The organism is Streptomyces sp. NPDC001787, from assembly GCF_040297465.1.
Lineage (GTDB): Bacteria > Actinomycetota > Actinomycetes > Streptomycetales > Streptomycetaceae > Streptomyces.
The window spans coordinates 149,212-173,877 of record NZ_JBEOZE010000021.1 but is presented as its reverse complement, the minus strand read 5'-3'; the positions used below and the strand labels follow the sequence as shown (position 1 = coordinate 173,877).

At 71.9% G+C, this 24,666-nt stretch carries 24 protein-coding genes; 13 read left to right on the top strand and 11 right to left on the bottom strand.

The features are described 5' to 3' along the window. Together ABT170_RS26665 and ABT170_RS26660 are read left to right on the top strand one after the other, a co-directional pair. Positions 1-1,090 (top strand): DUF4139 domain-containing protein (locus tag ABT170_RS26665; RefSeq protein ID WP_351871422.1); only part of this gene is annotated, 1,090 nt, incomplete at its 5' end. Between the two features lie 8 nt (positions 1,091-1,098). Further along, positions 1,099-2,658: a mucoidy inhibitor MuiA family protein gene (locus ABT170_RS26660; protein WP_351871419.1), complete on the top strand. Its 1,560-nt coding sequence runs from the start codon at positions 1,099-1,101 to the stop codon at positions 2,656-2,658. 75 nt (positions 2,659-2,733) lie between these two features. On the opposite strand, the gene ABT170_RS26655 is transcribed toward ABT170_RS26660, so the two are convergent. After that, a complete protein-coding gene (locus ABT170_RS26655) occupies positions 2,734-3,141 on the bottom strand; it encodes a hypothetical protein (RefSeq protein ID WP_329943538.1) in 408 nt (135 codons plus the stop codon). A gap of 220 nt (positions 3,142-3,361) precedes the next feature. After that, positions 3,362-4,120 (bottom strand): TioE family transcriptional regulator, encoded by a 759-nt coding sequence (locus ABT170_RS26650; protein ID WP_351871416.1) that lies wholly within the window; start codon positions 4,118-4,120, stop codon positions 3,362-3,364. 58 nt (positions 4,121-4,178) lie between these two features. Between ABT170_RS26650 and ABT170_RS26645 the strand changes: the two genes are divergently transcribed. Next, complete coding sequence (locus ABT170_RS26645; RefSeq protein ID WP_329943540.1) at positions 4,179-5,381, top strand: erythromycin esterase family protein; 1,203 nt, start codon at positions 4,179-4,181, stop codon at positions 5,379-5,381. A gap of 37 nt (positions 5,382-5,418) precedes the next feature. On the opposite strand, the gene ABT170_RS26640 is transcribed toward ABT170_RS26645, so the two are convergent. Together ABT170_RS26640 and ABT170_RS26635 are read right to left on the bottom strand one after the other, a co-directional pair. Next, on the bottom strand, positions 5,419-5,784 hold the full coding sequence (locus tag ABT170_RS26640) for an iron chaperone (RefSeq protein WP_351871413.1): 366 nt from the start codon (positions 5,782-5,784) through the stop codon (positions 5,419-5,421). Between the two features lie 45 nt (positions 5,785-5,829). After that, the gene (locus ABT170_RS26635) at positions 5,830-6,420 is read right to left on the bottom strand and encodes a hypothetical protein (protein WP_351871410.1); all 591 of its coding nucleotides are present in this window, start codon (positions 6,418-6,420) and stop codon (positions 5,830-5,832) included. A 336-nt stretch (positions 6,421-6,756) separates the two neighbouring features. On the opposite strand from ABT170_RS26635, the gene ABT170_RS26630 reads away from it, so the two are divergent. Then, on the top strand, positions 6,757-7,875 hold the full coding sequence (locus ABT170_RS26630) for a hypothetical protein (RefSeq protein WP_329943543.1): 1,119 nt from the start codon (positions 6,757-6,759) through the stop codon (positions 7,873-7,875). 125 nt (positions 7,876-8,000) lie between these two features. Here ABT170_RS26630 and ABT170_RS26625 read toward each other — a convergent pair whose 3' ends face one another. The 3 genes from ABT170_RS26625 to ABT170_RS26615 all read right to left on the bottom strand — a co-directional run bounded on the left by ABT170_RS26625 (position 8,001) and on the right by ABT170_RS26615 (position 11,331). Then, positions 8,001-9,182: a serine hydrolase domain-containing protein gene (locus tag ABT170_RS26625; RefSeq protein WP_351871407.1), complete on the bottom strand. Its 1,182-nt coding sequence runs from the start codon at positions 9,180-9,182 to the stop codon at positions 8,001-8,003. Between the two features lie 206 nt (positions 9,183-9,388). Next, complete coding sequence (locus ABT170_RS26620; protein WP_329943545.1) at positions 9,389-10,111, bottom strand: response regulator; 723 nt, start codon at positions 10,109-10,111, stop codon at positions 9,389-9,391. Continuing rightward, entirely contained in the window at positions 10,108-11,331 is a 1,224-nt protein-coding gene (locus ABT170_RS26615; protein ID WP_329943546.1) for a sensor histidine kinase, read from the bottom strand. The genes ABT170_RS26620 and ABT170_RS26615 overlap by 4 nt, the downstream gene beginning before the upstream one ends. 346 nt (positions 11,332-11,677) lie before the next feature. Here ABT170_RS26615 and ABT170_RS26610 point away from each other — a divergent pair, with 346 nt between their 5' ends. Next, a complete protein-coding gene (locus tag ABT170_RS26610) occupies positions 11,678-13,909 on the top strand; it encodes an MMPL family transporter (protein ID WP_351871403.1) in 2,232 nt (743 codons plus the stop codon). A 180-nt stretch (positions 13,910-14,089) separates the two neighbouring features. Here the strand turns inward: ABT170_RS26610 and ABT170_RS26605 are convergent, their stop codons facing one another. From ABT170_RS26605 to ABT170_RS26595, 3 genes are all read right to left on the bottom strand, one after another. After that, on the bottom strand, positions 14,090-14,347 hold the full coding sequence (locus ABT170_RS26605; protein ID WP_329943548.1) for a LapA family protein: 258 nt from the start codon (positions 14,345-14,347) through the stop codon (positions 14,090-14,092). Between the two features lie 199 nt (positions 14,348-14,546). Further along, a complete protein-coding gene (locus tag ABT170_RS26600) occupies positions 14,547-15,020 on the bottom strand; it encodes a hypothetical protein (RefSeq protein WP_329943549.1) in 474 nt (157 codons plus the stop codon). Between the two features lie 188 nt (positions 15,021-15,208). Next, on the bottom strand, positions 15,209-15,745 hold the full coding sequence (locus tag ABT170_RS26595; RefSeq protein ID WP_329943550.1) for a GNAT family N-acetyltransferase: 537 nt from the start codon (positions 15,743-15,745) through the stop codon (positions 15,209-15,211). Positions 15,746-15,982: 237 nt separating this feature from the next. Between ABT170_RS26595 and ABT170_RS26590 the strand changes: the two genes are divergently transcribed. The 3 genes from ABT170_RS26590 (at position 15,983) to ABT170_RS26580 (ending at position 18,240) form a co-directional block, all read left to right on the top strand. Then, on the top strand, positions 15,983-16,867 hold the full coding sequence (locus tag ABT170_RS26590; protein WP_351871398.1) for a hypothetical protein: 885 nt from the start codon (positions 15,983-15,985) through the stop codon (positions 16,865-16,867). A 265-nt stretch (positions 16,868-17,132) separates the two neighbouring features. Next, positions 17,133-17,651 carry an SMI1/KNR4 family protein gene (locus ABT170_RS26585; protein WP_329943552.1) on the top strand — a complete coding sequence of 173 codons (519 nt, stop codon included), beginning with the start codon at positions 17,133-17,135 and terminating at the stop codon, positions 17,649-17,651. Between the two features lie 409 nt (positions 17,652-18,060). Beyond that, entirely contained in the window at positions 18,061-18,240 is a 180-nt protein-coding gene (locus ABT170_RS26580) for a hypothetical protein (protein WP_266928529.1), read from the top strand. Positions 18,241-18,486: 246 nt separating this feature from the next. Here ABT170_RS26580 and ABT170_RS26575 read toward each other — a convergent pair whose 3' ends face one another. Next, complete coding sequence (locus ABT170_RS26575; RefSeq protein WP_502970569.1) at positions 18,487-19,464, bottom strand: peptidoglycan-binding protein; 978 nt, start codon at positions 19,462-19,464, stop codon at positions 18,487-18,489. Between the two features lie 274 nt (positions 19,465-19,738). Here ABT170_RS26575 and ABT170_RS26570 point away from each other — a divergent pair, with 274 nt between their 5' ends. The 5 genes from ABT170_RS26570 to ABT170_RS26550 all read left to right on the top strand — a co-directional run bounded on the left by ABT170_RS26570 (position 19,739) and on the right by ABT170_RS26550 (position 24,652). Next, the gene (locus ABT170_RS26570; RefSeq protein WP_351871396.1) at positions 19,739-20,707 is read left to right on the top strand and encodes a hypothetical protein; all 969 of its coding nucleotides are present in this window, start codon (positions 19,739-19,741) and stop codon (positions 20,705-20,707) included. Between the two features lie 90 nt (positions 20,708-20,797). Further along, a complete protein-coding gene (locus ABT170_RS26565; RefSeq protein ID WP_351871393.1) occupies positions 20,798-21,751 on the top strand; it encodes an SDR family NAD(P)-dependent oxidoreductase in 954 nt (317 codons plus the stop codon). Positions 21,752-21,893: 142 nt separating this feature from the next. Continuing rightward, entirely contained in the window at positions 21,894-22,901 is a 1,008-nt protein-coding gene (locus tag ABT170_RS26560; protein ID WP_329943555.1) for an aminoglycoside phosphotransferase family protein, read from the top strand. Positions 22,902-22,954: 53 nt separating this feature from the next. Further along, complete coding sequence (locus tag ABT170_RS26555) at positions 22,955-23,083, top strand: hypothetical protein (RefSeq protein ID WP_351871430.1); 129 nt, start codon at positions 22,955-22,957, stop codon at positions 23,081-23,083. A gap of 48 nt (positions 23,084-23,131) precedes the next feature. Further along, positions 23,132-24,652 (top strand): AAA family ATPase, encoded by a 1,521-nt coding sequence (locus ABT170_RS26550; protein WP_329943556.1) that lies wholly within the window; start codon positions 23,132-23,134, stop codon positions 24,650-24,652. Positions 24,653-24,666 lie beyond the last annotated feature (14 nt).

Genomic DNA, 24,666 nt, shown 5'->3' with positions numbered 1-24,666 from the left:
GGCGGCCGGTCCCGCGTCCCCGGGGGCGGCGGGAGGCTCCGCGCCCGGTCCCATCCCCCCGCCCCCGCCCCCGCCCCCGGCATATGGCGGCCCGCGGGCCGCGGTCCCGGTGCCCGGCGGCGGGATGCCCTTCGCGGGTGCCCCCGCGGGCATGCCGCCCGAGCTCGCGGGACCCGCCGCCATGACACCCGCCGCTCCTGGCCGGGCCGCACCGCCGGCCCCGGTGTCCGGTCCGCCGCCATGGGCGCCCGGCCCGCCACAGCCGAGCGGCGCCGAGCTCGACTACGCCGGGCTCGTCCTGTGCGGCCCCGATGAGCGGGGTGGTCGCAGGGGCCGGCTGTTCCCCGGTTCCCCCTCCGACCCGGTGGCGGCAGAGTACCGCCGCCGCGCCGAAGCGGTGGCCGCGCTGCCGTTGCCCGGACAGGCGGTACGGCCCCGCGAATCGGCGGGTTCCTTCGACCACCGCTACGATGCCGCCGCCCGCGCCGACGTTCCGTCGGACGGCACCTGGCATACCGTCACCATCGGCGAGATCCCCGTCGGCCTGCGTACCGAGTACCTCTGCGTGCCCTCCGTGGAGCAGACCGTGTACGCGACGTCGGTGCTCTCCAACGCCACCGACAGGGCACTGCTGGCCGGACCGGTGGAGGTCATCGTCGACGGCGACTTCCTGCTGACCGCCGCCCTGCCCACGCTCGCCCCCGGCGGTGTCCGCAGGGTGGGGCTCGGGCCGGCCGAGGGCATCCGGGTCACCCGCCGTACGAACCAGCGCGAGTCCACCTCGGGCCTGCGCGGCAACACCACCGTGCTCGATCACCGGGTCCATGTGGAGTTGGCCAATCGGCTCGCGAGCCCCGTCACCGTGGAAGTCCGCGAACGGGTGCCCGTCACCTCCGAACCGGACGTCCGGATAGAGGAGCGGGCGGACTGGACGGCGCCCGACGAAGGCGCCGGGCCCGATCGGCACGCGCCGGGCACCCGCGTCTGGCGGCTGGACCTGGCCGCAGGCGCCACGGCCGCCCTCGACGGCGGCTACGAGATCCGCATTCCGACCGGCAAGGCCTTGGCCGGCGGCAACCGCAGGAGCTGACACACACCATGTCCACGGCCTCGAAGCCGATCGCCCTTCCCGTCACCGCGGTCACATGTCTCGAAGACCGCGCCCACATCGAGCGTTCCGTCGTGCTCGATCTGGAGGAGGGGGTCCAGCGGCTGCGTCTCGGGCCGGTCAGCGCGCTGGCGGTCGACCGGACCCTCCATGCCGAGCTGACCGGCGATCACTCCGCGACCGTGCTCGACGTACGGATCGTCCGCGGCCGGACGCCGCGCGCGCCGCGGCCCTCCGCCGACGACTCGGCCCTGCGCCGCCGGGTACACACCCTTCAGGAGGAGCGGCTGGCCCTGGGCCGGCGCCGCGACCGGCTGTGTGCCCGCCTCGGTCTGCTCGGCCGCCTCGCCGTCGATCTGCTGCGGGAGATCGGCGAAGGAGCGGGCGCCGGGGAGGCCGAACGTACCCGCTGGGCAGGCGAACTGGACCGGGTGGACGGCGAACGCGACGCACATGGCGAGCAACTCCGCACCGTCGAAGCCCGGCTGGCCGTCCTCGCCGCCGAAATCGGCGCGGCGCAGCGGGCCATGGACCTCTCCGAGGAGGAACCCGCCGAGCTGGTCGGCCATATCGAGTTGACGGTGGAGGCCGCTGCCGCAGGCCCGGTGGAGCTGTGCCTGAGCCACCTCACCCCGTGCGCGCTGTGGCGGCCCGCCTACCGAGCCGTGCTCGACGGGGGCTCGCTGACGCTGGAGACCGACGCGGTGATCTGGCAGCGCACCGGTGAGGACTGGTCCGATGTACGGCTGACCCTGTCGACGGCCCGCTCGGCGTCGGCCACCGATCCGCCCGGGCTGGGCGAGGACCGGCTGACGCTCAGGGACCGCTCCGCGGAGGAGCGCCGCACGGTCGACGTCGCACTGCGCGAGGAGGAGAAAGGTTCCATCGGCCCGGCTCCGGTGCTCGGGCTGCCGGGGGTGGACGACGGCGGCGAGGCGCGGGTGCTGAAGTCCTCCGTGCCGGTGTCGGTGCCCGGTGACGGCCGCGCCCACCGAGTGCGGCTGTCCACCTTCACCACGGACGCGGCGAGTGAGTACGTATGCGCACCGGAGTTGTCCCCCCTGGTCACCCAGGTGGTGCGGTTCGGCAACCTGTCCGGCCATGCCCTGCTCGCCGGGCCCGTGGACCTGGTCCGCGGCAGCGGATTCAGCGGCCGGGGCACCCTTGACTTCACGGCCCCCGGCGCGGCCGTCGAGCTGGCCTTCGGCAGTCGCGACGACCACCGGGTGGTCCGGCACACGGAGGAGTCCCGCGACTCCGCCGGATTCACCCAGCGGACCGTTGTCACCCGCACCGTCCGGCTGCACCTGTCCCGGTTCTCCGCCCCCGGGGAGGACGGTGACCGGGTGGTCGCGGTCCGGGAGCGCATCCCGGTCTCCGAGGTATCGGCGGTGGAGATACGCCTGCGCAAGGATTCGTGCTCCCCGGCCCCCGATGCGGTCGACGACGACGGCATCGTCCGCTGGGACATCACCCTTCCGCCCGGCAGCCGCCGAACGGTCACCCTGGTCTACGAACTGTCGGCGAGCGCCAAGGTCACCGGTCTGTGAGTCCGGCGGCCCGCTCCACGCCCCCGGGGGCGGGCCGGGCAACTGCGCGGCCCGCGTGATCGATTCCCTCCGGGATCAGTCATCCCGACCGGCACGCCGGAAGCGGAAGGGATCGCCGCCCCGCAGGCCCGTGGGAGTGGCCTCCAGGGTGTCCCCGTCGACCACGACCTCCAGGCTCACCGGAACGTTCACCGTGATGCACGAGGAACTGAACGCTATGCGGTACCGGGCGCCCGCGCCGTCGCCCTTGTCCTCGTCCCTGGCCGTCACCTTCGCGTCCCCGCACAGCCTCGTCGGGGAGGTACCGAGTACGGCCTTGCCCGCCTTGTCGACGCGGATCATCGCCCGGTCCGCGAAGTCGCTGAACCCCGGCGGCTGCGGCCCGTACGCGGCCCACTCCCCGGTGATCGGCTCCGATTCCTCGGAACACCCCACGAGCAGCAGTCCGACGGCGAGGGCGGTCACAGCGAGCGTTCGACGCATTCGGGTCTCCCGGTGACGGACGGCAGGCTGGGCTGCATTCAAGCAGATGCGGTGCGGGGCCGGCACACCTGAACGCGGGCGAGAGCGTCTTGTCCCGTACATGAGCTTCTCGACCACGAGGAGCTCGGACTCGAAGCCGAGGTCATGGAAGACGGCGTTGGTCCCCGGGACACACGTACATCGACGAGGGGTGACGGACCCGTCGTCGGACGGTGTCTCATCAGGTCCCGCTGAGATACGCCTCCAGTTCGGCGGCCCCGGTCAGCATCGCCCGCCCGCGGGTGTTCAGCCGCCCGCGCCAGTCGCACAGTGCTGCCTCCAGAGGCTCCAGCCCGCCGGCCGCGCGCAGTTGGGCGAGCAGCGGGGCGATCTGCTCCAGCGGATAGCCGCCCCGTCTGAGCTGGTGGGCCAGCCGGGCGTCCCGTACATCGTCCGCTCCGTAGACGCGGTACCCGGTCAGCGGGTCGCGACGTGGGCGGACCAGCCCGGCGCGCTCCCAGGCGCGCAGCGTCGCGGGCCGGATCCCCAGCCTCTGCGCCAGCGGCCCGATGAACATGCCGCCGGGCCCGGCCCCGGCTGCTCCGCCAAACCCCGGGCCGGACCCCGGGCCGGGCTCGGACACCGAGGTGGGCTCCAGGTCGCGGAGGGCGCTCTCCACGGCTTGGAGGGTCCGCCGGTCGTCGAGGAGTTGGGCGTGGCTCTCGTCGATGAGGTGGAACGCCCGCTCGACCGCGCCCTGGTTCACAGCCCGCATGATCGACGTCGCCGTCCGGTGACCGTGGCCGGACACCAGGGCGAGGAACGCGCGAAGGGCCCCCCTGTGCAGCGATGTGTAGGTCCGGTAGCCGTGGGGTGTGCGAGCGGCGGGCGGAAGGACGCCGACCGCCTCGTAATTCCTCACCGCCTGGGTGGACAGACCGTGCCCGCGCGCCAGATCAACAGGCCTGAGCCGTTCGGTGCTTTGAAGGTTTTTCCTCATGAGCCTGCCGTTGGCCTGAAAAAGTTTCAACCGAAGGTTCAACGATACCGTTGAAGGCATGGCTACCGACATCAAGGACACCACCCGGGCCGTCGATGCTGCCGCCGTCATGGGGCTGCTCCCGGCCCGGCCTCGGCTGCTCGCCCTCGGCGAGCCCACCCACGGCGAGGACGCGCTGCTCGACCTGCGCAACGAGCTCTTCCGGCAACTCGTCGAGCAGGAGGGCTACCGGACGATCGGGATCGAGAGCGACTGCCTGATGGGCCTGGTCGTGGACGACTACGTCACCTCGGGCACGGGCACCCTCGACGAGGCGATGGAACGCGGATTCAGCCATGGCTGGGGCGCCTCCGCGTCCAACCGCGAGCTTGTGCGCTGGATGCGCGCCCACAACGACGGCCGGCCCGCGTCCGACCGGGTCCGCTTCGCCGGTTTCGACGGCCCGCTGGAGACGGCCGCCGCCGCGAGCCCCCGGCAGGCCCTCACCGCACTCCACGGCCATCTCGCGGCCCGGGTGGACGCGGACCTGCTCCCGTGCACCGCCGGAGCACTCGACCGGCTCCTGGGCACCGACGACCGGTGGACCGATCCCGCCGCGATGAGGGACCCGTCCCGGTCCGTGGGGCAGTCGGCCGAGGCCGGCCGGCTGCGGCTGCTCGCCGACGATCTGGTGGCGCTGCTCGACGCGCACATGCCGCACCTGCTCACGGAGACCTCGCGGGACGAGTGGGACCGGGCGTGCCTGTACGGGCGCACCGCCACCGGTCTGCTGCGCTACCACCACTGGATGGCCGACACCTCACCGGCCCGTATGACCCGGCTGGTGGGCCTGCGGGACCAGATGATGGCCCACAACATCCTCGCCTTCGCCGAACGGGGCCCGGCACTCCTCCACGCCCACAACGCCCACCTCCAGCGGGAGAAGAGCACGATACGGATGGGCGGCGCGCGGCTGGAGTGGTGGAGTGCCGGTGCGCTGGTGAGCGCCCGGCTCGGCGCGGAGTACGCCTTCGTGGCCACGGCCCTCGGCACGATCCGGCACCAGGGAGTGGGCACCCCGGAGCCGGACACCGTCGAAGGACTCCTGTACGCCCTCCCGGAGGACCGCTACGTCGTCGACGCCCCGCGGCTGGCCACGGTCTTCGGCGACGCGCGGCCCGTACCCCGGGTATCGCCCTGGTTCGGCTACGCCCCGCTCGACCCGGAGCATCTGCCGGCCGGGGACGGCATCGTGTTCGTCAAGGACGTTCCGCAGACCTGAGGACTTCGCGGGGGACGGCGGCCACCAGGCGGGGCGGTCAGCGGATCCTGCCCGGCCCGGCCGCCGTGGCCCTGAGCAGATCCCGGAGAAGCGCGAAGTCGATCTTCTCCGGCCTGCGGAAGCGCAGGCAGCTCCTGCCCATGTCCTGATCCGCCAACCGCGCGGCGAATGCCTCGCGGACATCACCGCGCAGCAGATAGAAGGAGATGTACCGCTTCTGGCTCGCGAAGGCGATCTCTTCGACACCGTCGCGCTCGTAGGCGGGCATGCCGTACGCCATCACCTCGGTGAATCCCCGCAGTTCCGTACGGCAGAGCTCCCGCAGCCGGGTCAGGGCCTCTTCGCGTTCCTCGGGCACCTCGGCAAGGTAGCCGTCGACATCCTTCGCCTGACTTCGCACCATGAACCGAGCGTAGGCGACATTGTTCCGGGAACGGGCGGGAGCGCGTCAGCCGGCCGGGTCCGGCGGGGGCTGGGGCATCGCGGGCGGCTGCTGTGCCGTCGGGGCCGTGACCGCCGCTGGCGGGACCGCGGCGGGCGGAAGCACCGGCGCCGGGAAGCCCACCGGAGCCTGCTGCTCGGCCAGGATCAGGGCGCTGGACGGGACGGCGACGCGCAGTTCGTGCAGGCCCAGGAGAGCGGTGTGCAGATGTGCGGTGCCCTCGTACGCGTCGTGGGCCAGAACGAGCCGGGCGCGCGTCTCCAGGATCTGCCAGGCGTAGCGCCTGCGGAGGTTCGTCATGTGACGGGCGTCCGCCCGCAGGAACGTCGACCCGGCCGAGAATCCGGCGGCCAGCAGCGCCAGGACGGCCGCGGGCACCCGCGCCCCGGCGGAGGCCAGACCCGCCGCGCCCGAGATGCCGGCGAGGACCGCCGAGGGGAAACCCAGGCTCAGATAGGTCGCGTGCCAGAGCTTGGCGCGCCGCTGCGCACGCCGCGCACCGACCTGGGCCTCGGTGATGAGTTTCTCGACCTCGGCGCGCAGCGCGAGCAGCCGTGCGTCGCCGGCGGAGGCTTCGGCGGAGGTGCTGTCGGGCATGAATCCCCCGGTCTGGAGCGGTAGTTGGAGGTTCCGGCTCGGATTTTAGGGGCGGTGCCCAGGTGGACGGTAGGGGAAGCACTCGCGCGTTCTCGCGGCCCTCGGCCCAACTGTCCGGCATTCCGGTCCTCATCGCCCGGAGCGGGGAACGAGCCTTTTCGGGTGGGCGCAGAACCGCATCAAGTACCCGACGCGAGAGGTCAGTTGTACCCGAGGGCGTAGGGGCTGTGACTCCGGTCCGCGGCGCGCGTTAGACCTATTGTGTCGAAGACTGTATCGAGCCCCCGCAATGTCAGTGCTGCTCCGGCCGAAGCGCCTCAGCAACTGCCCTTCCTCTTGACGACCCGGCAGGGTGAGGCGGCGCGCGCGCTGCTCAGCTACGTGGCCTCGCTGGGCCTTCCCGACCCCGACGCGCAGCTCATGGCCGTGGTGGTGGCCATCCGGGCCGCGCGGGGCGGCATCGGCAACCTCTCCGGGGCAGACCTGTCCGCCTTGCGGCTGGGCGATGCGCGTGCGGCCGTCGACGCCCTTCGCGGCCTGGGCTGGCAGGTGGACGATGTGCTCCTCGACGGAGATCCGGCGACACCGGTCCCCATCAACGTCCCTGACCTGGTGGACGGAGCGAGCCACCCACTGCCCCTGGGGAAGAACATGCGCTCCCGGGTGTCCGGGTGGTCCACCCGGGCGCTGTCCGCCAAGCCGGTCAAGAAGCTCCCTCCCGCCGCGCGGCTGGCGAGCCTGTTCCTCGCCGCGCACAGTACGTCCCAGCTCCTCGGCCGGATCCCGTCCGAGCTTCCCGAAGCCTGCCGGGCCGCCCTGCCCGACCTTCTGCGGAAGGGCTATCTCGCCGAACTGTCCGAGGACCGTTGCCGCCTGGCCCCCGTGGTACGCCATCTGTCGGGCAGGCGCCCCCCCACCGAGGAGGAAGAGGCGGCGGAGCCCTCGGAGAGCGAAGGCGCCACCGCACCCGTTTCCACGCGGTTCCGGTTCAGCGAGGAGGCATGGGCCCGGTGGAAGGCCTCGGCCTCCCCCGCGCTGCGACGTCACGTCGAGGCTGTCGAGTACTGCGCGGTGTGCGCGCTGGAACCGGAGCGGGTGGCGGAGGCGTTCATGGTTCCCGGCCGCCCTCAGCCCTGCCCCCAGAAGACCAAGACCGCCTACGACGAATGGAAGAGCAGGCACCCGGACCGCGGCATGCTGGCGGCCGAGTTCACCGTGGCCTTCCGGGCCGAGCACGCACACGGCCCCTCGTACACCCAGCTGTGCACGGGCCTGAACTGGAAACTGAAGCGCGCGTTGCGCGGTCTTGTCGTGCGGCGCCTGCTCGCGAACGAGTGGCTGACGGACACGGCCCCCGTGCCGTGGACGTTGCGTCCGGGGCAGGCCGCCCAGGACCAGGGCGTCATGCTGCCCCGGGCGCGGGGCTCAGCGGCCGTCGCCCGCGCCCGGCCGTAGGCGATCGGAGGGGGCGGCCTGGGCTGCCCGGCCCCGCCGGAGTGGGACATCGGCCGTCGCCGGCGTGCACGACGACCCGGACGGGCCCGCGCACGCCGGTCCGTGGCCGTGGGAGTGTGAGCGGATCAGCCCGAGGGGGCCGGGGTGGGGCAGTACTCGGCCTCCATGATGCGGTCCGCAGGCCCCGCACTCCAGTCCCCGTTGCGGTTGTACGCGAGCTGGTGGAGGCCGTCCTCGGTGGTGACGGCCAGTGAGGACGACCCCACCATGCCTCCGCCGTGGCCCCAGACGGCCGGACCGCAGCTCGTCCGGAACCGGGTGAGGCCGAGCCCGTAGGACACATTGGGGCGGCCGGGGGCCGGGGTGGTGGTCTTCATGGCCTTGAGCTGTTCCGGCGGGAGCAGTTCGCCGCGCAGCAGGGAGCTGTAGAACCGGTTCAGGTCACCGGTGGTGGAGATGATGTCTCCGTCCGCCCAGCCCTGCGACCCGTTCATCGCGGTGACGTCGTCGACGCGTTCGGGGTCCGACGCGAACAGCTTGGCGTAGCTCCGGCTGCTGGGCCGGGGCAGGTGAACGCTGTTGCCGGGGTTGGACGTGTTCCTCAGCCCCAGCGGTTCGATGATGCGGTCGCGGACCTCGGCCTCGTACGTCCGCCCGCCCGCCTTCTCGATGATCAGCGCGGCCAGGACGTAGTTGGTGTTGGAGTAGGAGAGCTCGGCACCCGGGGTGAACAGTGGCTGGTGGGAGAGCGCCGCTTTCACCTGCTTCCAGGGCGGCAGGGTGTCGTAGCGGTGCCTGAGGAAGCCCTCGCCCCGCATGTACGTGTCGAGGTAATCCTCGTCGGCCAGGTAGTCGTACAGGCCGCTGGTGTGGTGGAGCAGCTGACGTACGGTGATCCTGCGTCCGTCGTTGCCGTTGCCCCGCACCAGGCCGGGGAGATGGCACTCCACGGTGTCGTCGAGACCGAGCCGCCCCTCCGCTTCCATCTGGAGCAGGACGGTCGCGACGAACGTCTTGGTGATACTGCCGATCCGGAACCGGTCGTTCTTGCCGCGCGGCGCGCCGGTTGTCAGGTCGCCGACGCCCGACGTCGACGTCCAGACGCCGCCGGAGTCGCGTACCTGGGCCGTGATGCCCGGGATGCCTCCCTCGACCTCCGCGTCCATCGCGCGCTGTGTCGCCCCGTGTCCCACGGTCGTGTGGGCGGCGTCCGACGAGGCGGGGGCGGGGACCGCGAAGGCGGCGGCCACCATCGCGGTCGCCGCGAGACCCACCGCGCCGGTCCGTGCGGTCTTCCGTAGCGTCATGCCGTACTCCTCCGGGATGCGGACGTCGGCCGGGGGCTCCCGGCCGGTCTCCAGACCATCACTCGCGGGGGCCGCCGGGCGTCGTGGCAGCGGATGATCCGGACCGGGGCCCCGGGACCCTGCCGGGCCCGTGACCAGGACCCTGGTCCTGGTCCTCGTACGGGCGTCGGCCCTCGTACTCCGCGGAACCGGCGTGCACGTCCCCGCTATCCGGCGTGCCCGTCGCCGGACGGATCGCCGGCTGTCGCGCGGGCGGTGACCAGTCCTGATTCGTAGGCCGCGATGACGGCCTGGGCGCGGTCACGGACGGCCAGCTTGTCGAAGATGCTGGTGATGTAGTTCTTGACCGTGGACAGGCTGATGTCCAGCGCCCGGGAGATCTCGGTGTTGTCGAGGCCGGTGGCCATCAGACGCCACACCTCGACCTCGCGGGGGGTGAGTTCACCCGGGTTGGCCGCGGGGGCGGGCCGAGCACCGCCCGGGGCCCGTACGTAGGTGGAGATCAGCCGGGTGAGCAGGCGCGGCGCGACGGCTGCCTCCCCGGCGTGGACGGTGCGGATCGCCGCGCTCAGGTCCTCCGGCGAGCTGTCCTTGGGCAGGAACCCGTACGCTCCGGCGCGCAGGGCGCCCACGACGTACTCGTCGAGATCGAAGGTGCTGAGGGCCAGGACCCGGCAGCCGGGCAGGGTCGCGGCGAGTTCCCCGGTCGCGCCGACTCCGTCGAGAACGGGCATCCGGATGTCCATCACCACGACGTCGGGGAGCAGCCGGCGGGCGAGGTCGACGGCCTGCGCGCCGTTCCCGGCCTCACCCACCACCTCGAAGGACGGGTCGGGGGAGAGGATCAGCGACAGTCCGCGCCGGACCAGCGGCTGGTCGTCCACGATCAGCACCCTGATCCTCTCCGGCGCCGGTCCGCTCCCGCTCATCGGTGTGCTCCCTCGTGCCGGCCGGCAGTGCCGGCCACCTCGTCGGCGGGCAGCGGCAGGTCGGCCACCACGGTGAACCCTCCGTCGGGCCGTGGGCCGGCGGCGAGGGTGCCACCGTGCAGGGCGACGCGCTCGCGCATGCCCATGAGTCCGTATCCGCCCGAGGCCGTCGGCGCCCCTTCCCGCGGCGCGGCGTTCCCTCCGTCGTCCCGCACCTCGATGGAGACCCGCTCGTGGTGGTACGTCAGCTGTACGGACGCGCGGGCGGACCCCGCGTACCTACGGGTGTTGGTGAGGGCCTCCTGGGCGATTCTGAACACGGTGAGACCGACGGTCGGTGGCAGCGGGCGTTCCGGCCCGCTGACGCCGAACTCGGTCGGAAGCCCGGCGAGGCGGGACTCTGCCACCAGTCGGCCGAGGTCGTCGACGCCGGGCTGGGGAAGCGCGGGGGCACCCTCCGGCTCGTCGCCGGCCCGCAGTACGTCGAGGAGCTGACGCATCTCGCGCAGCGCGAGCCGCCCGGAGGACTCCAGGGTGATCAGGGCGTCCCGGACCACCTCCGGTTCGGCGAGGTTGGCCCGAGCTCCGCCGGCCATCAGCTGCATGGTGGTGATGTGGTGGGCCACGATGTCGTGCAACTCCCGTGCGATACGGCGCCGTTCGTCGGCCACCGCGCGGTCGGCGAGCAGCCTGCGGTTGGCCGCCACCTCCTGCTGCCAGCGGTTGACCGCCAGGGCTCCGGCGACGACGATCAGGGCGGTGAGGGGCGAGTAGACGGCGTCCTGCCAGGCCGGAATCCGTCCGCCGCTCTGGCTCAGCAGTGTCAGTGACACTGTCGCGGCAGTCGCGGCAGCCGTCACCCGGCCGGGGCAGGCCCTGGCGACCGTGTACAGGGCGACGACCAGGACGGCGCCGAAGTGCCTGGGCAGCGGTACGGCCAGGGCGGCTGTCGCGTCGAGCGCCAGTACGGCGGCGAGCGCCACCACCGGGTGGCTGCGCCGGGCGAGCAGCGGCACGGCTGCCAGCGCGACGAGAAGGAACCCGGCCACTGTCACGTCGTGGCGGCCGTCGGGGTCGTCGAAGAACACGTAACTGAGCAGGTTCATCACGCAGGCACCGGCGGTCACGAGTGCGTCGTTACGGGTCCACGGCGGCTCGGCGCCGCCCGCGCGGGGCGCCTTGCGGGCATCGCCGGGGCCGGTGTGTCGGCTGCTGGGCATCTCTGTTTCTCCCTGTGTCCGGCCTCCCGGCCCCCGGGACAGGGTTGCACAGCACCCGCATCGGGCAGCACCGGCGGCGTCGAACCGCTGCCACCGCCCCGGGCGCCACCGGAGTGCCTGCCGGGTCCGCGACCAGGACCAGGGTCCTGGTCACGGACCCGGCAGGGTCCCAGGGCCCCGGTCGGGATCATCCGCTGCCACGACGCCCGGCGGCCCCCGCGAGTGATGGTCTGGAGACCGGCCGGGAGCCCCCGGCCGACGTCTCCGTCGCAGGCACGTCCCTTCCTGGCCGGACCTTCCTGTCCCGGCGGACGTCCGCATCCAAGTCCGTCCACCGGAGGACAGTGTGATTCGCGCCCTGACCGGATATTCCACCCGGCATCCGTGGAAGGTCATCTCGCTCTGGGCGGTGCTGGGTGTCGTGCTGAGCGCCCTGGCCCCGACACTGGTCGCCCACGTCACCCAGCACCGGAGCGGCGACTTCCTGCCCCGCGGCTACGACTCCGCCGCCGCGCTGCGGATCGCCCAGGAGCACTTCGGGGAGAACCCCGACGCCACCACGGTGACGTTGCTGGTCGCGCGATCCGACGGCAAGGCGCTCGGCGCCGCCGACCGGAAGCGGATCGAGGCCGGAGCGGCGGACCTGGCCCAGCGCCGGGTCACCATGCCCAGAGAAGACGACATGCCGGAGTTCCTGGTCCCGGACCGCTCCCAGACGCCCCGGATCGCCCCGGTGATGACGGCGCCCGATCGCAGTTTCGAACTGCTCTCGGTCCAGCTGACCGGGAACCCCTCGGACAAGGGGGTCCAGGGCGTCTACCGGACGTTCCGCGACGCCGCCCGGACGCAGTTCTCCGAGGTGGGGATGCGCACCGGGTTCACCGGCGGTCTCGCCGACACCGTCGACACCACCGATGCCCACGAGACCGCCACGAAGGTCGGGGGCGGTCTCGTCCTGGGGTTCATCGTTCTGCTCAATGTGCTGGCCTTCCGCAGCGTTCTGGCGGCTCTCCTGCCGCTGCTCGCGGTCGCCGTCATCGGCGGCGTGGCGGTGGGAGCCGTCGCGGGGGTCGCGATGATCACCGGGCACCGGCTCGACGCGAGCACTCCGGACCTGATCAACGTGGTCCTGCTCGGCATCGGCATCGACTACCTGCTGTTCCTGCTGTTCCGCTTCCGCGAACAACTGCGCGACCGGCCCGAGCAGCCCGCCCGCGAGGCGGCCGAAGAGGTCTCCGGCCGGGTGGGCACCGCGATCACCTCGGCGGCACTGACCATCGTGGCCGCGTTCGCCACGCTGGGCCTGGCGACCTTCGGACAGTTCCGCTCGCTGGGCCCCGCTGTCGCCGTAGCGGTCCTGGTGATGCTGCTCGGCAGCCTCACCCTGCTGCCGGCACTGCTCGCCGCCGCCGGGCGCAGGATGTTCTGGCCCTCGCGAACCCTGTGCCGGAAGCCGCGCGAAGGCCGTGCCGCCCGACTCGGCGCGCTGGTCACAAGACGACCGCTGATGATGCTGACGGCCTCCGTCGCCCTGCTCGCCGCACTTGCCTGCGGGTTGATCGGCATACGTATGGACTACGGTCAGGGCGACCGTGGCGACCGGACCTCCGCCGCGGACACCGCGGCCGAGATCTCCCGCAGGCTGCCGGCCGGAGTCTCGGACCCGACGAGTGTCCTCGTCACCGCCAAGGACGGCGGGATCCTCACCACGGCCGGACTCGACGGCCTCTCCCGGGCGCTCACCCAGGTCGGCGGCGTGGGCAGAGTCGCACCGACCGTCCTGAACGAGGACCACCGTGCCGCCAGGATCGACCTCTACCCGAACGCCGACCCGCGCAGCCGGCAGGCCCGCGACCTGGCCTCCGGACCGATCCGTGCCGCGGTCGCCCGGCACACACCCGCCGGGACGACGGCGCACGTGGGCGGGACCGCGGCGGTCTCCGCCGACATCTCCACCGCCGTCGACCACGACCTGAAGACCGTCTTCCCGGTCGCGGCCGCCCTCATCGCGCTGATCCTGCTGCTGCTCCTGCGGAGCGTGCTGGCACCTGTGGTGCTGATGCTCGCCGTCGGCCTCGGCTTCGCCGCCACCCTCGGCGCCGCCACCCTGCTGTTCCAGCACGGTCTCGGCGAGCCGGGCGTCAACTTCACCCTGCCCCTCGTGCTGTTCCTGTTCGTCGTGGCACTGGGCACCGACTACAACATCCTGATCGCCGACCGGATCCGGGAGGAGATGCGGCGACCGGGGCCGCCCCGAGCTGCCGTCGCCCGCGCGGTACGGCATACGGCACCGGCCATCGCGACGGCCGGGCTGGTGCTGGCCGGTTCCTTCGCCACGCTCGCCACCTCGCCGGGAAACGAACAGATCGCCTTCGCGTTGACGACCGGCATCATGCTCTCCGCGCTCGTCCTCTCGCTGGTGCTCGTCCCCGCCCTCGCCGCACTCCTCGGCCGGGCCGTCTGGTGGCCGTTCCGCCCGCGCCCCGTCATGCCGGTGGCGCATGAGGCGCCCCGGGACGAGCCGGGTACCGCCTCCGCGGCGCGCGACGGCGCACCCCGGCAACCCGCGTCGCGGTGAGAAGGCGGGTTCTCCGGGGAACGGCCGCGTCGTCCCACCGTCGTGATTCGCGGTGACATGGCGTACGCCCCCGAGCCGGTACTCACCGGTATGTACAGGTACTCACCTGTGTGTACCGGTGCTCACCGGACACGATGCGGGCTCGCGGACGGCCGCCCCGCCGCCCGGATGCCCGTCCGCTCAGCGCTGGGCGCGGCGGCGGGCGAGGTACAGGCCGAGCCCGATACCCACGATGAGGGTGACGGTGAGGATGCTCCAGAGGGGGAGCGTGACCGTCGGGATCCACAGTCGGACGGTGACGGACCCCGTATTCGCCGCGATGAACCAGATGGCCAGAGCAGCGACCACCACGAAACCGATGGTGCGCAACCGCATGTCCCGCCCCTTGACCGTCACGGTCGACGGCTCATGCGGCTTATTCGTCGGATGCTGGGACATATCAATCATTATGTACAGATACTGCCGAATGCTCGACTTATCACTCGATCGGGCACCGCTCCTGGGAGTCGTCGGTCACCGGACCTGACCCGGTGGCCGGCGCGGGGCTCCGGCCGGTGTACCGGGGTCGGAGCCTCCCGGCGGCGGAGACGCTGTGAAGCGACCGGCACGGCGGACCGTACTCCCGAGGGCCACCCGGTCAGCCCGTCGCCAGCTTGTCGGTTCCCATGTCCAGGCGCATGGCGGCTCGGACGCCGGCCAAGGTGTCCATCACCTCCCGGAAGACGCGCTCGCACTCCTCGTCACCGTCCTCCATTCCTGCGGCGGTGGCATCCCTGAGTTTGCGTACGGCCCGGAAGTAGGTGACCGCCGGCTCGACGACCGACGCGGGAGCGAAGACCTCCAGCTGATAGCGCAGTTCGTAGCAACCGGCGAAGGTCTGGCGTGACACGACTGTCCGCTCGGCCGCCGAGAGGGACCGGTCAAGGACGGTGAGCTGCAGATCGCTGCGAACCTGGGCGAGTTTCGCCAGGTAGGTGCCGTACAGCTCGCGCTTGCCGAGTCTCCACTCGGTGGACGTCTCGCGCCGGTCCTTGCGTATCTCCACGAGGACCGCCGACCCCATGGCGATACTCGCGCCGACGAACGTGGCCACCAATGCTGTCCATTCCATCCCCGCAACCTAGATCATTTCTGCGCCCTGGCGTGTCCACCCCGTTGCGTGGCCAACTGAGGTGCGCACCATGCCCACTTCGCCCCGACCTGTATGGGGCATCGGGCTTCCGCCGGCGGGGAGGCGTCCGTTCGGCGTCCCGTCGGGACGCGGCAGTCCCTGGCCGGCGTTTCCGGGCCCGGCGCGCGTCAGCTTTCTGCCTGGCAGTCGCCGGCCTGGCAGAGGCTGAGGTTCCAGTTCTGGCCGACGAGGTCGTGGCCGAAGCTGTGGTGGGGCTCCTGATCGGCGAGTGTGAACCCGAAGTGCTCGTAGATCCTCCTGGCGGACACCAGGACGTCGTTGGTCCACAGCGTCACCTGCCGGTAGCCGGCTTCGCGGGCGAAGGCCAGGCACTCCCCGACGAGCCGGGTGCCGAGACCGAGTCCCCTGGCGGCCGGAGTGACGAGCAGGATGCGCAGCTTGGCCACGCCCGGCCGGGCGCCGGACACCAGGAAGACGCAGCCCGCCCGCTCGCCGTCGACTTCAGCGATCCAGGCCGCCTCCGTGGCCGGGTCGTGCCCGGTGCCGTACTCGGCGACGATCCTGGCCACCAGGGCCTCGAAGTCGGTGTTCCAGCCGAACTGTTGGCCGTAGACCTCGCCGTGGGCCATCACCGCCCAGCCCAGATCGCCCGGACGGTCGGCGCGGCGCACCCTGACGCGCCGCTGGGGCTCTTGCTTCGGCATCGCTCGTCCTTCGGTGACTGTTGGTCACGAACACTGCTGACACGATCGTGCCAGCAGCCTCGGGTCAGGTGTGCACCGGAAGAGGGAAGCGATACATCGCGCAGGTTCCGGAGGGGGACTTCGCGGGCGGTACTTCGCCGGAGGCCGCGCCTCGCCCGGGTGATCGGGGCGGGCATCCGGCGGAGGTGTGGCGGGTGTGACCGTGCCCGGAGCCTACGAGCCGCGCACAGTGGGGCTGTGGACGTCGAAGAGGTGGCTGAGGAGCTGTACGGGCTGAAGCCGGCCGATTTCCTGGCGGCGAGGGATGCGTACGTCGCTCAGGCGCGGAAGGCGAAGGACACGGCCGGGGCGAAGGCCATCGCGGCGTTGCGCCGGCCGGTGCTCGCGGCGTGGGCCGCGAACATCCTGGCCCGTCGGCAGCCGGGGGAGGCGGAGCGGTTTCTGGCGTTGGGGGAGAGCCTGCGGGAGGCCCACCGGGAGCTCGATGCCGGGCAGTTGCGTGCGGCGGGTCGCCGCCAGCATCAGCTGGTGACCGCTCTGGCCCGTACAGCCGCTGATCTGGCCCGCGCGGCCGGGCAGCCGGTGAGCGGCACGGTGCTGCACGAGATCGAGCAGACCCTCCACGCGGTCCTCGCCCACCCGGACCTCGCCGAGCAGTGGTCGAGGGGCCGGCTCGTGAAGGTGCCCGGAGCCGCGGTCGGATTCGCCGACGTCGCCCCCCGGACGGCACCCGCCCGCCCGGACCCCGCTGAGGGACCGACGCCGGAGAAGCAACCGGGGCGGGCGGCGGAGCGGCGGCCGAGCGGCCTCGACCGTGCTCGTACGAAGGCGGAGGAGGCCGACGCGGCGGCCGGCCGGTGCGAGCAGGAGCTCGGCGAGGCCCGTGACAGGCAGGGAAGGGCCGGACACGAGGCCGAAGAGGCAGCCGACCGGGTTCACCGTGCGGAGCATGAGCTGAGGGAGGCCCGGAGGGCCGAGTCCGAGGCCGGGGCGGTCGCGGCGGAGGCCGGTACGGCGGTGGAAGCGGCGGAGCGTGCCCTGCGGGAGGCACGCCGGGCCGCCGGTCAGGCCGCCCGTGCGGTGCGGCGTCTGGAGCAGCGGGGGCGGCACGCCGAGTCGTAGACGGCCGTGCCGCGCCCGGTGGGACGGGCGCGGCACGGCCGGAAGGCGCTACGACCGAAGGCCGCGTTCTCCCCGGGAAGCGCGGGTGATCGGACAGGACCGGGTGAGGGCCGGCCGCCCCGGACCGTGACTCGGGATGATCCTCCGTTGCCAGGGCTTCGTGGCCCGGTCCGACCGTGATGTCGGACCCCGCGGTGGCATGCGTCGCGTCAGCTGCTCCTGTCCGCCCCCTCGCGTTGTCAGTGCCGGGTGGTATCTGTTCTCCATGAACGTTGATCACGGAGATCCCGCGGAGCTGTCCATGCTCCGCGGCGCGCTCAAGGGCGGGGGCCTTCCGCTCGGCTGGGACACGGTGCGGGCCTTCGAGTCCCAGCACGGCATCGTGCTGCCGGAGCCGTACCGTACGTGCGTGGCGGAGATATCCGACGGCTGCGAGCAGGGCCCGCCGGACTACGGGCTCCTGCCGCTGGCCGCGCTGCCCCGGGACTGGGGCGACGCCCGCGATGAACGGCGTCTCGCCCTGCCTTTCCCCCTCACGAAGGCGTGGATGTGGGAGGCGGACGAGGACATGGACCCGGATGAGGGCGTTCCGCGTTCCGTCTTCGATCATGGCTCGATCGTGCTCGGTACCGATGGGTGCGGCATGTACTGGCACCTGATCGTCGCCGGCCCTCAGCGCGGGCACATCTGGTGGATCAGTGGCGAGGGAGCCTACCCGTTCTCCCGGAACGGATCAGGCTTCGCGGCCTGGGTGAGGCACTGGACCAGTGGCGCTGCCTGGTGACCCGAGCACGGGGTGCGGCGACTTCGGATCCTGGCCGCGTGCAGTCCTCGATCATGGGGCGAGCCGGCCGAGAGGCGGGGCCGGGATGCTGATGCCGAGCACGTCGTATCACCGCTTGTCCAGCAAGCGGTGACGGTTCCGCACCGCCCGACCCTATAGATTGTCCGCTCGACGGTGACTGTCGAAGCCGGAAGGAAGGCCTGACGCCGCGTGAATCCGTGGACGGACGGGCGGACCAGGTGCCGCTCCCGCCCGGGATCTCCCGCACCCCATGAACCCAATTCGGCCCGGACCGGGAGCGGCGGCCCACCGGCTCGGTCGTGCCCGGTAGGCCGGTCGCTGTCAGCCTTCCCTGTCCGCAGACGATTTCCGCAGGAAACCTTTCCCTCAGCAGAAAGCAGTTGCGCCCGTGTTCCCGGAGACTCCGATCTACAACCGCCTCATCGCCGAGCAAGGCGACATCCCGGCCCAAGTACGCGGCGAAGCCCAGAGACTGGGACAGGAACTGGAGCGAGTCATGCCGCCGGGGTTCCGGCTCGCCTCGGCCGTGCTGAGACAGGAGAACGCGCACCCCCGACCGCACGCCTGACCACGGCCCCCGGGCCGAGCGGCAGCGTTCCCGCCGCTGAACGGACCGTGCGGCCGTGGGCCGGATCGTTCGGGCGGCGCTGTCCGGCCCGGGGGCTCTCATGGGTCTGACGCGCGACGATGCGTGGGTCCGGGCACCGGGCAGGGGCGACGACAGCGACCGGACCCTTCCCGGCGGCGGGCCGGAGCCAGGGGCATCCGCGACCGCCCTTAGGCGGGTGGACGTGCCCGGGTCCGTCCCCGGCCCTCACCCGGCGAGTGCCTCCCAGGTCTTCGGGCCCGCCAGGCCGTCGACGGTCAGGCGGTTGGCCCCCTGGTAGCCGCGGAGGGCGGAGTCGGTCACCGTACCGAAGGAACCGTCGACGGCGAGTCCGGCGCTGTGCTTGTTCAGCAGCGACTGAAGGCCGCGTACGTGGGATCCCGCATGCCCCCGCCGGAGTGAGTAGACCAGGCTGGGCCAGGTCTTCGGGCCGACCTCACCATCGGCCACCAGGCCCCGGGAGGACTGGAACTTCTTGACCGCGCCGACCGATACCGCCCCGTAGGCGCCGTCGGCGACCAGCGTGGTCCCGCGCTGGGTGATCAGACGCTGTACGGCCGTGACGGTCGCCCCCGCGGCCCCGGGGGCGATGGCCGGCCAGCCGCCGCCCAGGTCCACGCCGCGGGCGGAGAGGTAGGTGACGGGGTCGGTCGTGGACCCCAGCCCTCCGGTGTGCGTCTCGAAGTGGAGGTGAGGGCCGGTCACATTGCCCGTGGCGCCCATGTCGGCGATGCGCTGGCCGACGGTGACCCTGGCGTTGAGGGCCACCCGGAACGCGCTGAGGTGCCCGTAGTAGGTGTACCGCCCGCTGCCGTGCGAGATGACCAGGCCGTACCCGGTGCGCCCGGACAGGACGCCGGTGCCCCGGCGCACCACGGTGCCGGCGGCCGCGGCATGGACGGCCGTACCCGTCGAGTTGGTGACGTCCTGGCCCGCGTGCGGGTAGCCGCCGCGCGGTGCCCCGTAGTGTCCGCCGGAGGGGAAGCGGCCCCGCGCGGGGTTGCACCACCGGCCGTCCTTGAGCGTTGCCGCCGAAGCCGGCGTTGCCAGGGCCGGTATGCCGGTCAGCGCCACCCCGAGTCCGGCGCCGGCGCCGAGCAGCAGTCTCCTGCGTGACGGGCCCGAGGCTCGGAGGTCCGGCGACTCCTCCACCGCACCGCCGACCGGACCGCATTGCTCACACATAACCCGTCCTCCTGGTGTTCCAGCGGAATCTACGCGCGTTGTGTTGACGAGAGCATGCCAGAGAAGGCGTCGGGGCTCCAGAGCCGCGGCGTACCGCGTGCCGTCGCCCCGGTTGCTGTGCCCGAGCCCGCGGATGTGTCCCGCACGGGTGGGCCGGTTGACCCGAGGCCGGCCACGAGTGGGTGAGCGCGTGGCCCGGTGAGCCGCGTACCCGTAGGGCTCCGGCCCATCATGCGAGCAGGCGGAGCGCTTGCGTGTCGGGAAGGAAACGGCGATGGCGGAGGTTTCCGGACTGAGGGCCTTGGTGCGGAGGACCTGGGTGGTCAACCGGCCGCTGGTCGCCGTCGGGGCCGTCTCGGGTCTGATCACGGTGGGCGCCCTGGTGGGACTGGCGGTGGACCCGCGAGAGATCACCGGGCAGCCCGCCTGGGCCAAGCCCGCCCGGTTCGCGTTCTCCTTCGGCCTCTACGGCGTCACCCTCATCTGGCTGCTGACCTTCGTACGCGGCCACGACCGTCTGGTGCGGGTGATGTCCTGGGCGGCGGTCGTCTCGGTGGCCATCGAGGGGGCAGGGGCCTCGTGGGCGGCGGCGGCCGGGACCACCAGCCACTTCAACTTCAGCTCCGTGACCACCGGCACGAGGATCATCGTCATGCTGGTGGCCTCGCTGACGCTGGTGCTGATGGGTGTGGTGACGGTGGGCCTGCTGCTACGCGAACGGGTCGAGCCGCCCGCTCTGGCCTGGGCGATGCGGCTCGGGCTGGTGGTGACCATCACGAGCATGGTCGTCGCCTACCTCATGGTCCGGCCCACGCCCGCGCAGGAGATCGCCGCGGACCGGGGACACGGCATGCCGATCATCGGCGCGCACACCGTCGGCCCGCCCGACGGCGGCCCCGGCATGCCCATCACCAACTTCAGTACCGCAGGCGGGGACTGGCGCGTCCCGCACTTCGTCGGTGTCCACTCCCTCCAGGTTCTGTGCCTGCTGGGCCTGCTGCTCACCCTCGGGCCCCGCACGCTCGGCCCCCGGCACCGGACCGCCCTGGTGTGGATCGCGGCAGGCGCCTGCCTCGCCCTGACCGGCATCCTCACGTGGCAGGCCCACCGGGGCCGGCCCCTCACCTCCCCGGACACCGCGACCGTCGCCATGCTGGCCGTCCTGGTCATCGCCGCCGCGGCGGCCGGTGCCGCCGTCTTCCTTCACGCCCGCGGGTCACAGCGGGCTGTCGGTGATCCGTAGGCGATGTGTCGGTGGCCGCTGGAACCATCGGTGTCACTCGTCCCGACGGAGCCGCCGCGGGCGTCCTCACCAGCAGGGGAGTCCCTCGCCATGCCGCCCACGCCGTCCTCCGCCCCGCCCTGGGATGTCCGACGGCTGCCGCGCGCCGATGACAGTGTCTTCCTGATCACCGGCGGCAACGCCGGCATCGGGTACTTCATCGCGGAGCAGTTGTCGGCAACCGGGGCCACCGTCGTCCTCGGCAGCCGGAATCCCACCAGGGCCGAGGCCGCCATGGCCTCGATCCGTGCGCGTGTCCCCGGAGCACGGCTGCGGGCCGCGCGACTGGACCTCGCCGACCTCTCGTCGCTCGGAACGGCGGTGGAATCACTGGAGGTGGAATCCCTCGACGCGGTGGTCCACAACGCCGGCGTCGCGCTCGACGCCCCGCCGCGCGGGGAGACCGGGGCCGGTCACGAGCTCATGTTCGGCACGAATCACCTGGGGCACTTCGCGTTGACCCAGTGGCTCATGCCGCTGCTGTCGGCCGCGCCGGCAGCCCGCATCGTGACCATGGGCAGCTTCGCCGCCAAGTCCGAGCGGCTCGACCTGGACGACCTGCAGTCCCAGGACGACTACCGGCCCAAGCGCGCCTACGGGCGCTCCAAGCTGGCGCAGATGTACTTCGGCGTCGAACTCGACCGCCGGCTGCGCACCGCCGGCAGCACGGTGGCGAGCGTGGTGGTCCATCCCGGCGGCGCGCTGGACTCCCTCACCCCGTCACGACCGCCGGTCCATGTGCGAACGGCCGGCGCCCGGCTGAGCGCGGCACCCGCGGCCCTCCTCCTCCAGGGCAAGCACGCCGGCGCATGGCCCGCCGTCCGAGCGGTGCTCGACCCGGCCGTACGGGGAGGCCAGCTGTGGGGGCCCCGCGTTTTCGGCCTGCGCGGCGAGCCCCGACGCGAGCCGGTGTGGAACCACCTCGCCGACACCTCCGTCGCGGCGCGGCTGTGGGACGCGAGCTGTGATCTGACCGGCCTCGGCCTCGGTGCCCTCCCCGGATAGTCCGGTCGGCGAATTCGCGGCCTCCCCCCCCCGTTCATGGTGGCCGGTTCGCAGGGGGCATCCCCTCAGCAGGCCGGGTTCCGGCACGGGCCGCGCGAGAAAACCGGTGGCAGCCCGGTGGGCTCCGTGCTGGGATTCTGCGATGCAGCATGATGGATCGATGGTCGTGGACCGGGGGCAGTACCAGGATGCGATGACGCCCTGGGAGCAGGATGCCTGGCGAGATGCGGCCCTCGGATGGGCGGAACATCAGCTCACCGTGCGCGGCCTGCGCGAAACGGGCCGACGGAGAGTCCGGCTACGACCGTGGTCGGTCCTGGTGCGCATGAGCGTCGTAGGCCATGGCGCCGTCTGGTTCAAGGCCAATCCGCCCGCCGGTGCCTTCGAGGCGGCACTCACCTCCGCGCTGTCCCGCTGGGTGCCGGAGCACGTGCTGGAACCACTCGCCGTCGACGTCGACCACGGCTGGTCACTGCTCCCCGACGGTGGTGATCTCTTCAGGGACGTACTCAACCGCGGCCCCGCCGATCCGCGTGCCTGGGAAGAGCCGCTGCGCCAGTACGCGAGCATGCAGCACGCTCTGGTCCCGTACGCCGAGGAGATCGAACTGCTCGGCGTCCCCAGCGCGCGCACGACCGCGCTTCCCGACATCTTCGACCGGGTCATCGCCGAGAACACCGCGCTGCGGCCCGACGATCTCACGAGGCTGCACGAACTCCGGCCGCGCCTGGTGGACTGGTGCACGGAGCTCGCCGACGTGGGCATCGCGGACACACTCGACCACTCCGACCTGCACGACGGTCAGCTCTTCCACTCCGAGGCGGGTCGATACACCTTCTTCGACTGGGGCGACGCCGCGGTCTCCCACCCCTTCTGCAGCTTCCTCGTCCCTGCCCGAGCAGCCGGCGAACGGTACGGCCCCGAGGTGCTGCCCCGACTGCGGGACGCCTATGCGGAACCCTGGACGGGAAACGGCCGAACGGCAGCGGAACTGCGCCGCGCGCTGACCCTCGCCGAACGACTCGGCGCCATCGGCCGTGCCTGTTCCTGGGGCCGCCTCTTCCCCGGGGCGTCCGACACCGCGGACGCCACAGGTGCCGAGGAGAGCGCCAAGTGGCTACGGGAACTCTGCGCGGAGTCAGCGTTCTAGGCGTACCGGACCGCACGGCCGGTGCCTTCGGCCCTGTTGAGGTGCTGTCTTCCGTGGCCCGCGCCGCTGTCTTCGGCTCGACAGCGGTCGCTCCTGAGCTCGGCCCGGTGCTGCACCGCTCCGCCCCCACCGTGGTCCGGTTCCAGCCCGCCGCCCGGTCACCGCACGGGCGCTGCGGCTAGGCTTTCGCCGCCGCGCAGTGTCCCGGCGGTCGTCGGAGAGGGTTGATCATGCAGTTCACCGTGGTGAGGTGGGAGAGCGAGCTGCCCGCCGGCTATGACGGCGCGTACCTGATTCCCGACAACTGGAACGACTACGGTTTCGTGACCATGTTCGAGTTGGGCATCAAGCGACCCTCGACGAAGCCGGTCTCCATCGGTGCCGTTCGGATCGCGCACCAGGACATGGCCCGCAATCCTGGTGACGAATTCTGGCGTACGGATGAGCGATTGCCCCAGCAGTTCGAGGCACTGGGCGAGGAGTACTTCAGCCTGGGGACGCGGGACACGTACTACGAGGCGCTCAACGAGTTCGCCGACGAGACCAGATCGACGATTCTCACCTCGCTGCGCGATATCGCCTACGACTACGGCGTGGACCTCCTCGACCGGGTACGGGGCCTGCGCGTGTACCGCAAGTCCCTGCTGCGCGACGTCACCCACCGAGACGCCGAATTGGAACGTCTCCACCTCATCGCGCATGGCCGCCGGCGCGTTGTCGACTTCCACTGGAGCTATACGCCCACCGCGCCGGCCGGCTCCCACCACGCTCCCTCGACCCTGGACTTCCACGCCAGCCCCACCTCGCTGCCCCCGACGAACGTTCACGCCCTGATCGGACGCAACGGCGTGGGCAAGACCAGCATGATGCGCGGGATGGCGCTGGGTGTGGCCGGCGGGGAGATCGAAGTCGCGCAGTCCGCCGCACAGACCGCCAAGTTCGCACCCAACGTCGTGCTGGTGTCCTTCAGCGCCTTCGACGATCTGCTCAACGATCCCGTCCCCTCACCACACTTCACCTACATAGGCCTGCGCGACGGAAACGACCCCCAGCGTCTCAAGACAGGGGCGGACCTGGCCGAGGAGTTCGCGAGCAGCCTCGCGATCGCCCGCATCGGTGCCCGGCGTGAGCGTTGGGAGAAGGTCATCAGCACCCTCAGCTACCCGGAGTCCGGGTTCCTCGACGACTTCGGCGGCGATCTCGACAGCCTGCTCACAGAGGGCTCCAACCGCCGGTTCCGCGACGAGGCCATCGGCCTCTTCGCACCTCTCAGCTCCGGACACAAGATTGCGCTGCTGACGCTCACCCGGCTCATCACCGAGGTTGCCGAGCGGACGGTCGTGTTCATCGACGAGCCCGAGGCGCACCTTCAGCCCCCGCTGCTCTCCGCCTTCGTCCGAGCGCTGTCGGACTTCCTCTCGGAGCTCAACGGGATGGCCGTGGTCGCCACTCACTCGCCCGTCGTTCTCCAGGAAGTGCCCGCGTCGTGCGTGTACAAGCTGCGCCGCTACGGCGACATCCTCACCGCGGAGCGCCCTCAGGTGGAGACCTACGGTGAGAACGTCAGCGAACTCACCCATGAGGCGTTCGGCCTGGAGGTCACGGCGACAGGCTTCTACGCGGCACTGGCCGATCTGGCCGAGCGTGGCCTGAGCTATCAGGAGATCGTGGAGCGGTTCGACTCACTGGGAACGGAAGCGCGGGGTCTGCTGAGGGTGATGACGCTCCGAAGGGATTCGGCGACCTCATGATTCCCCTGGATCCT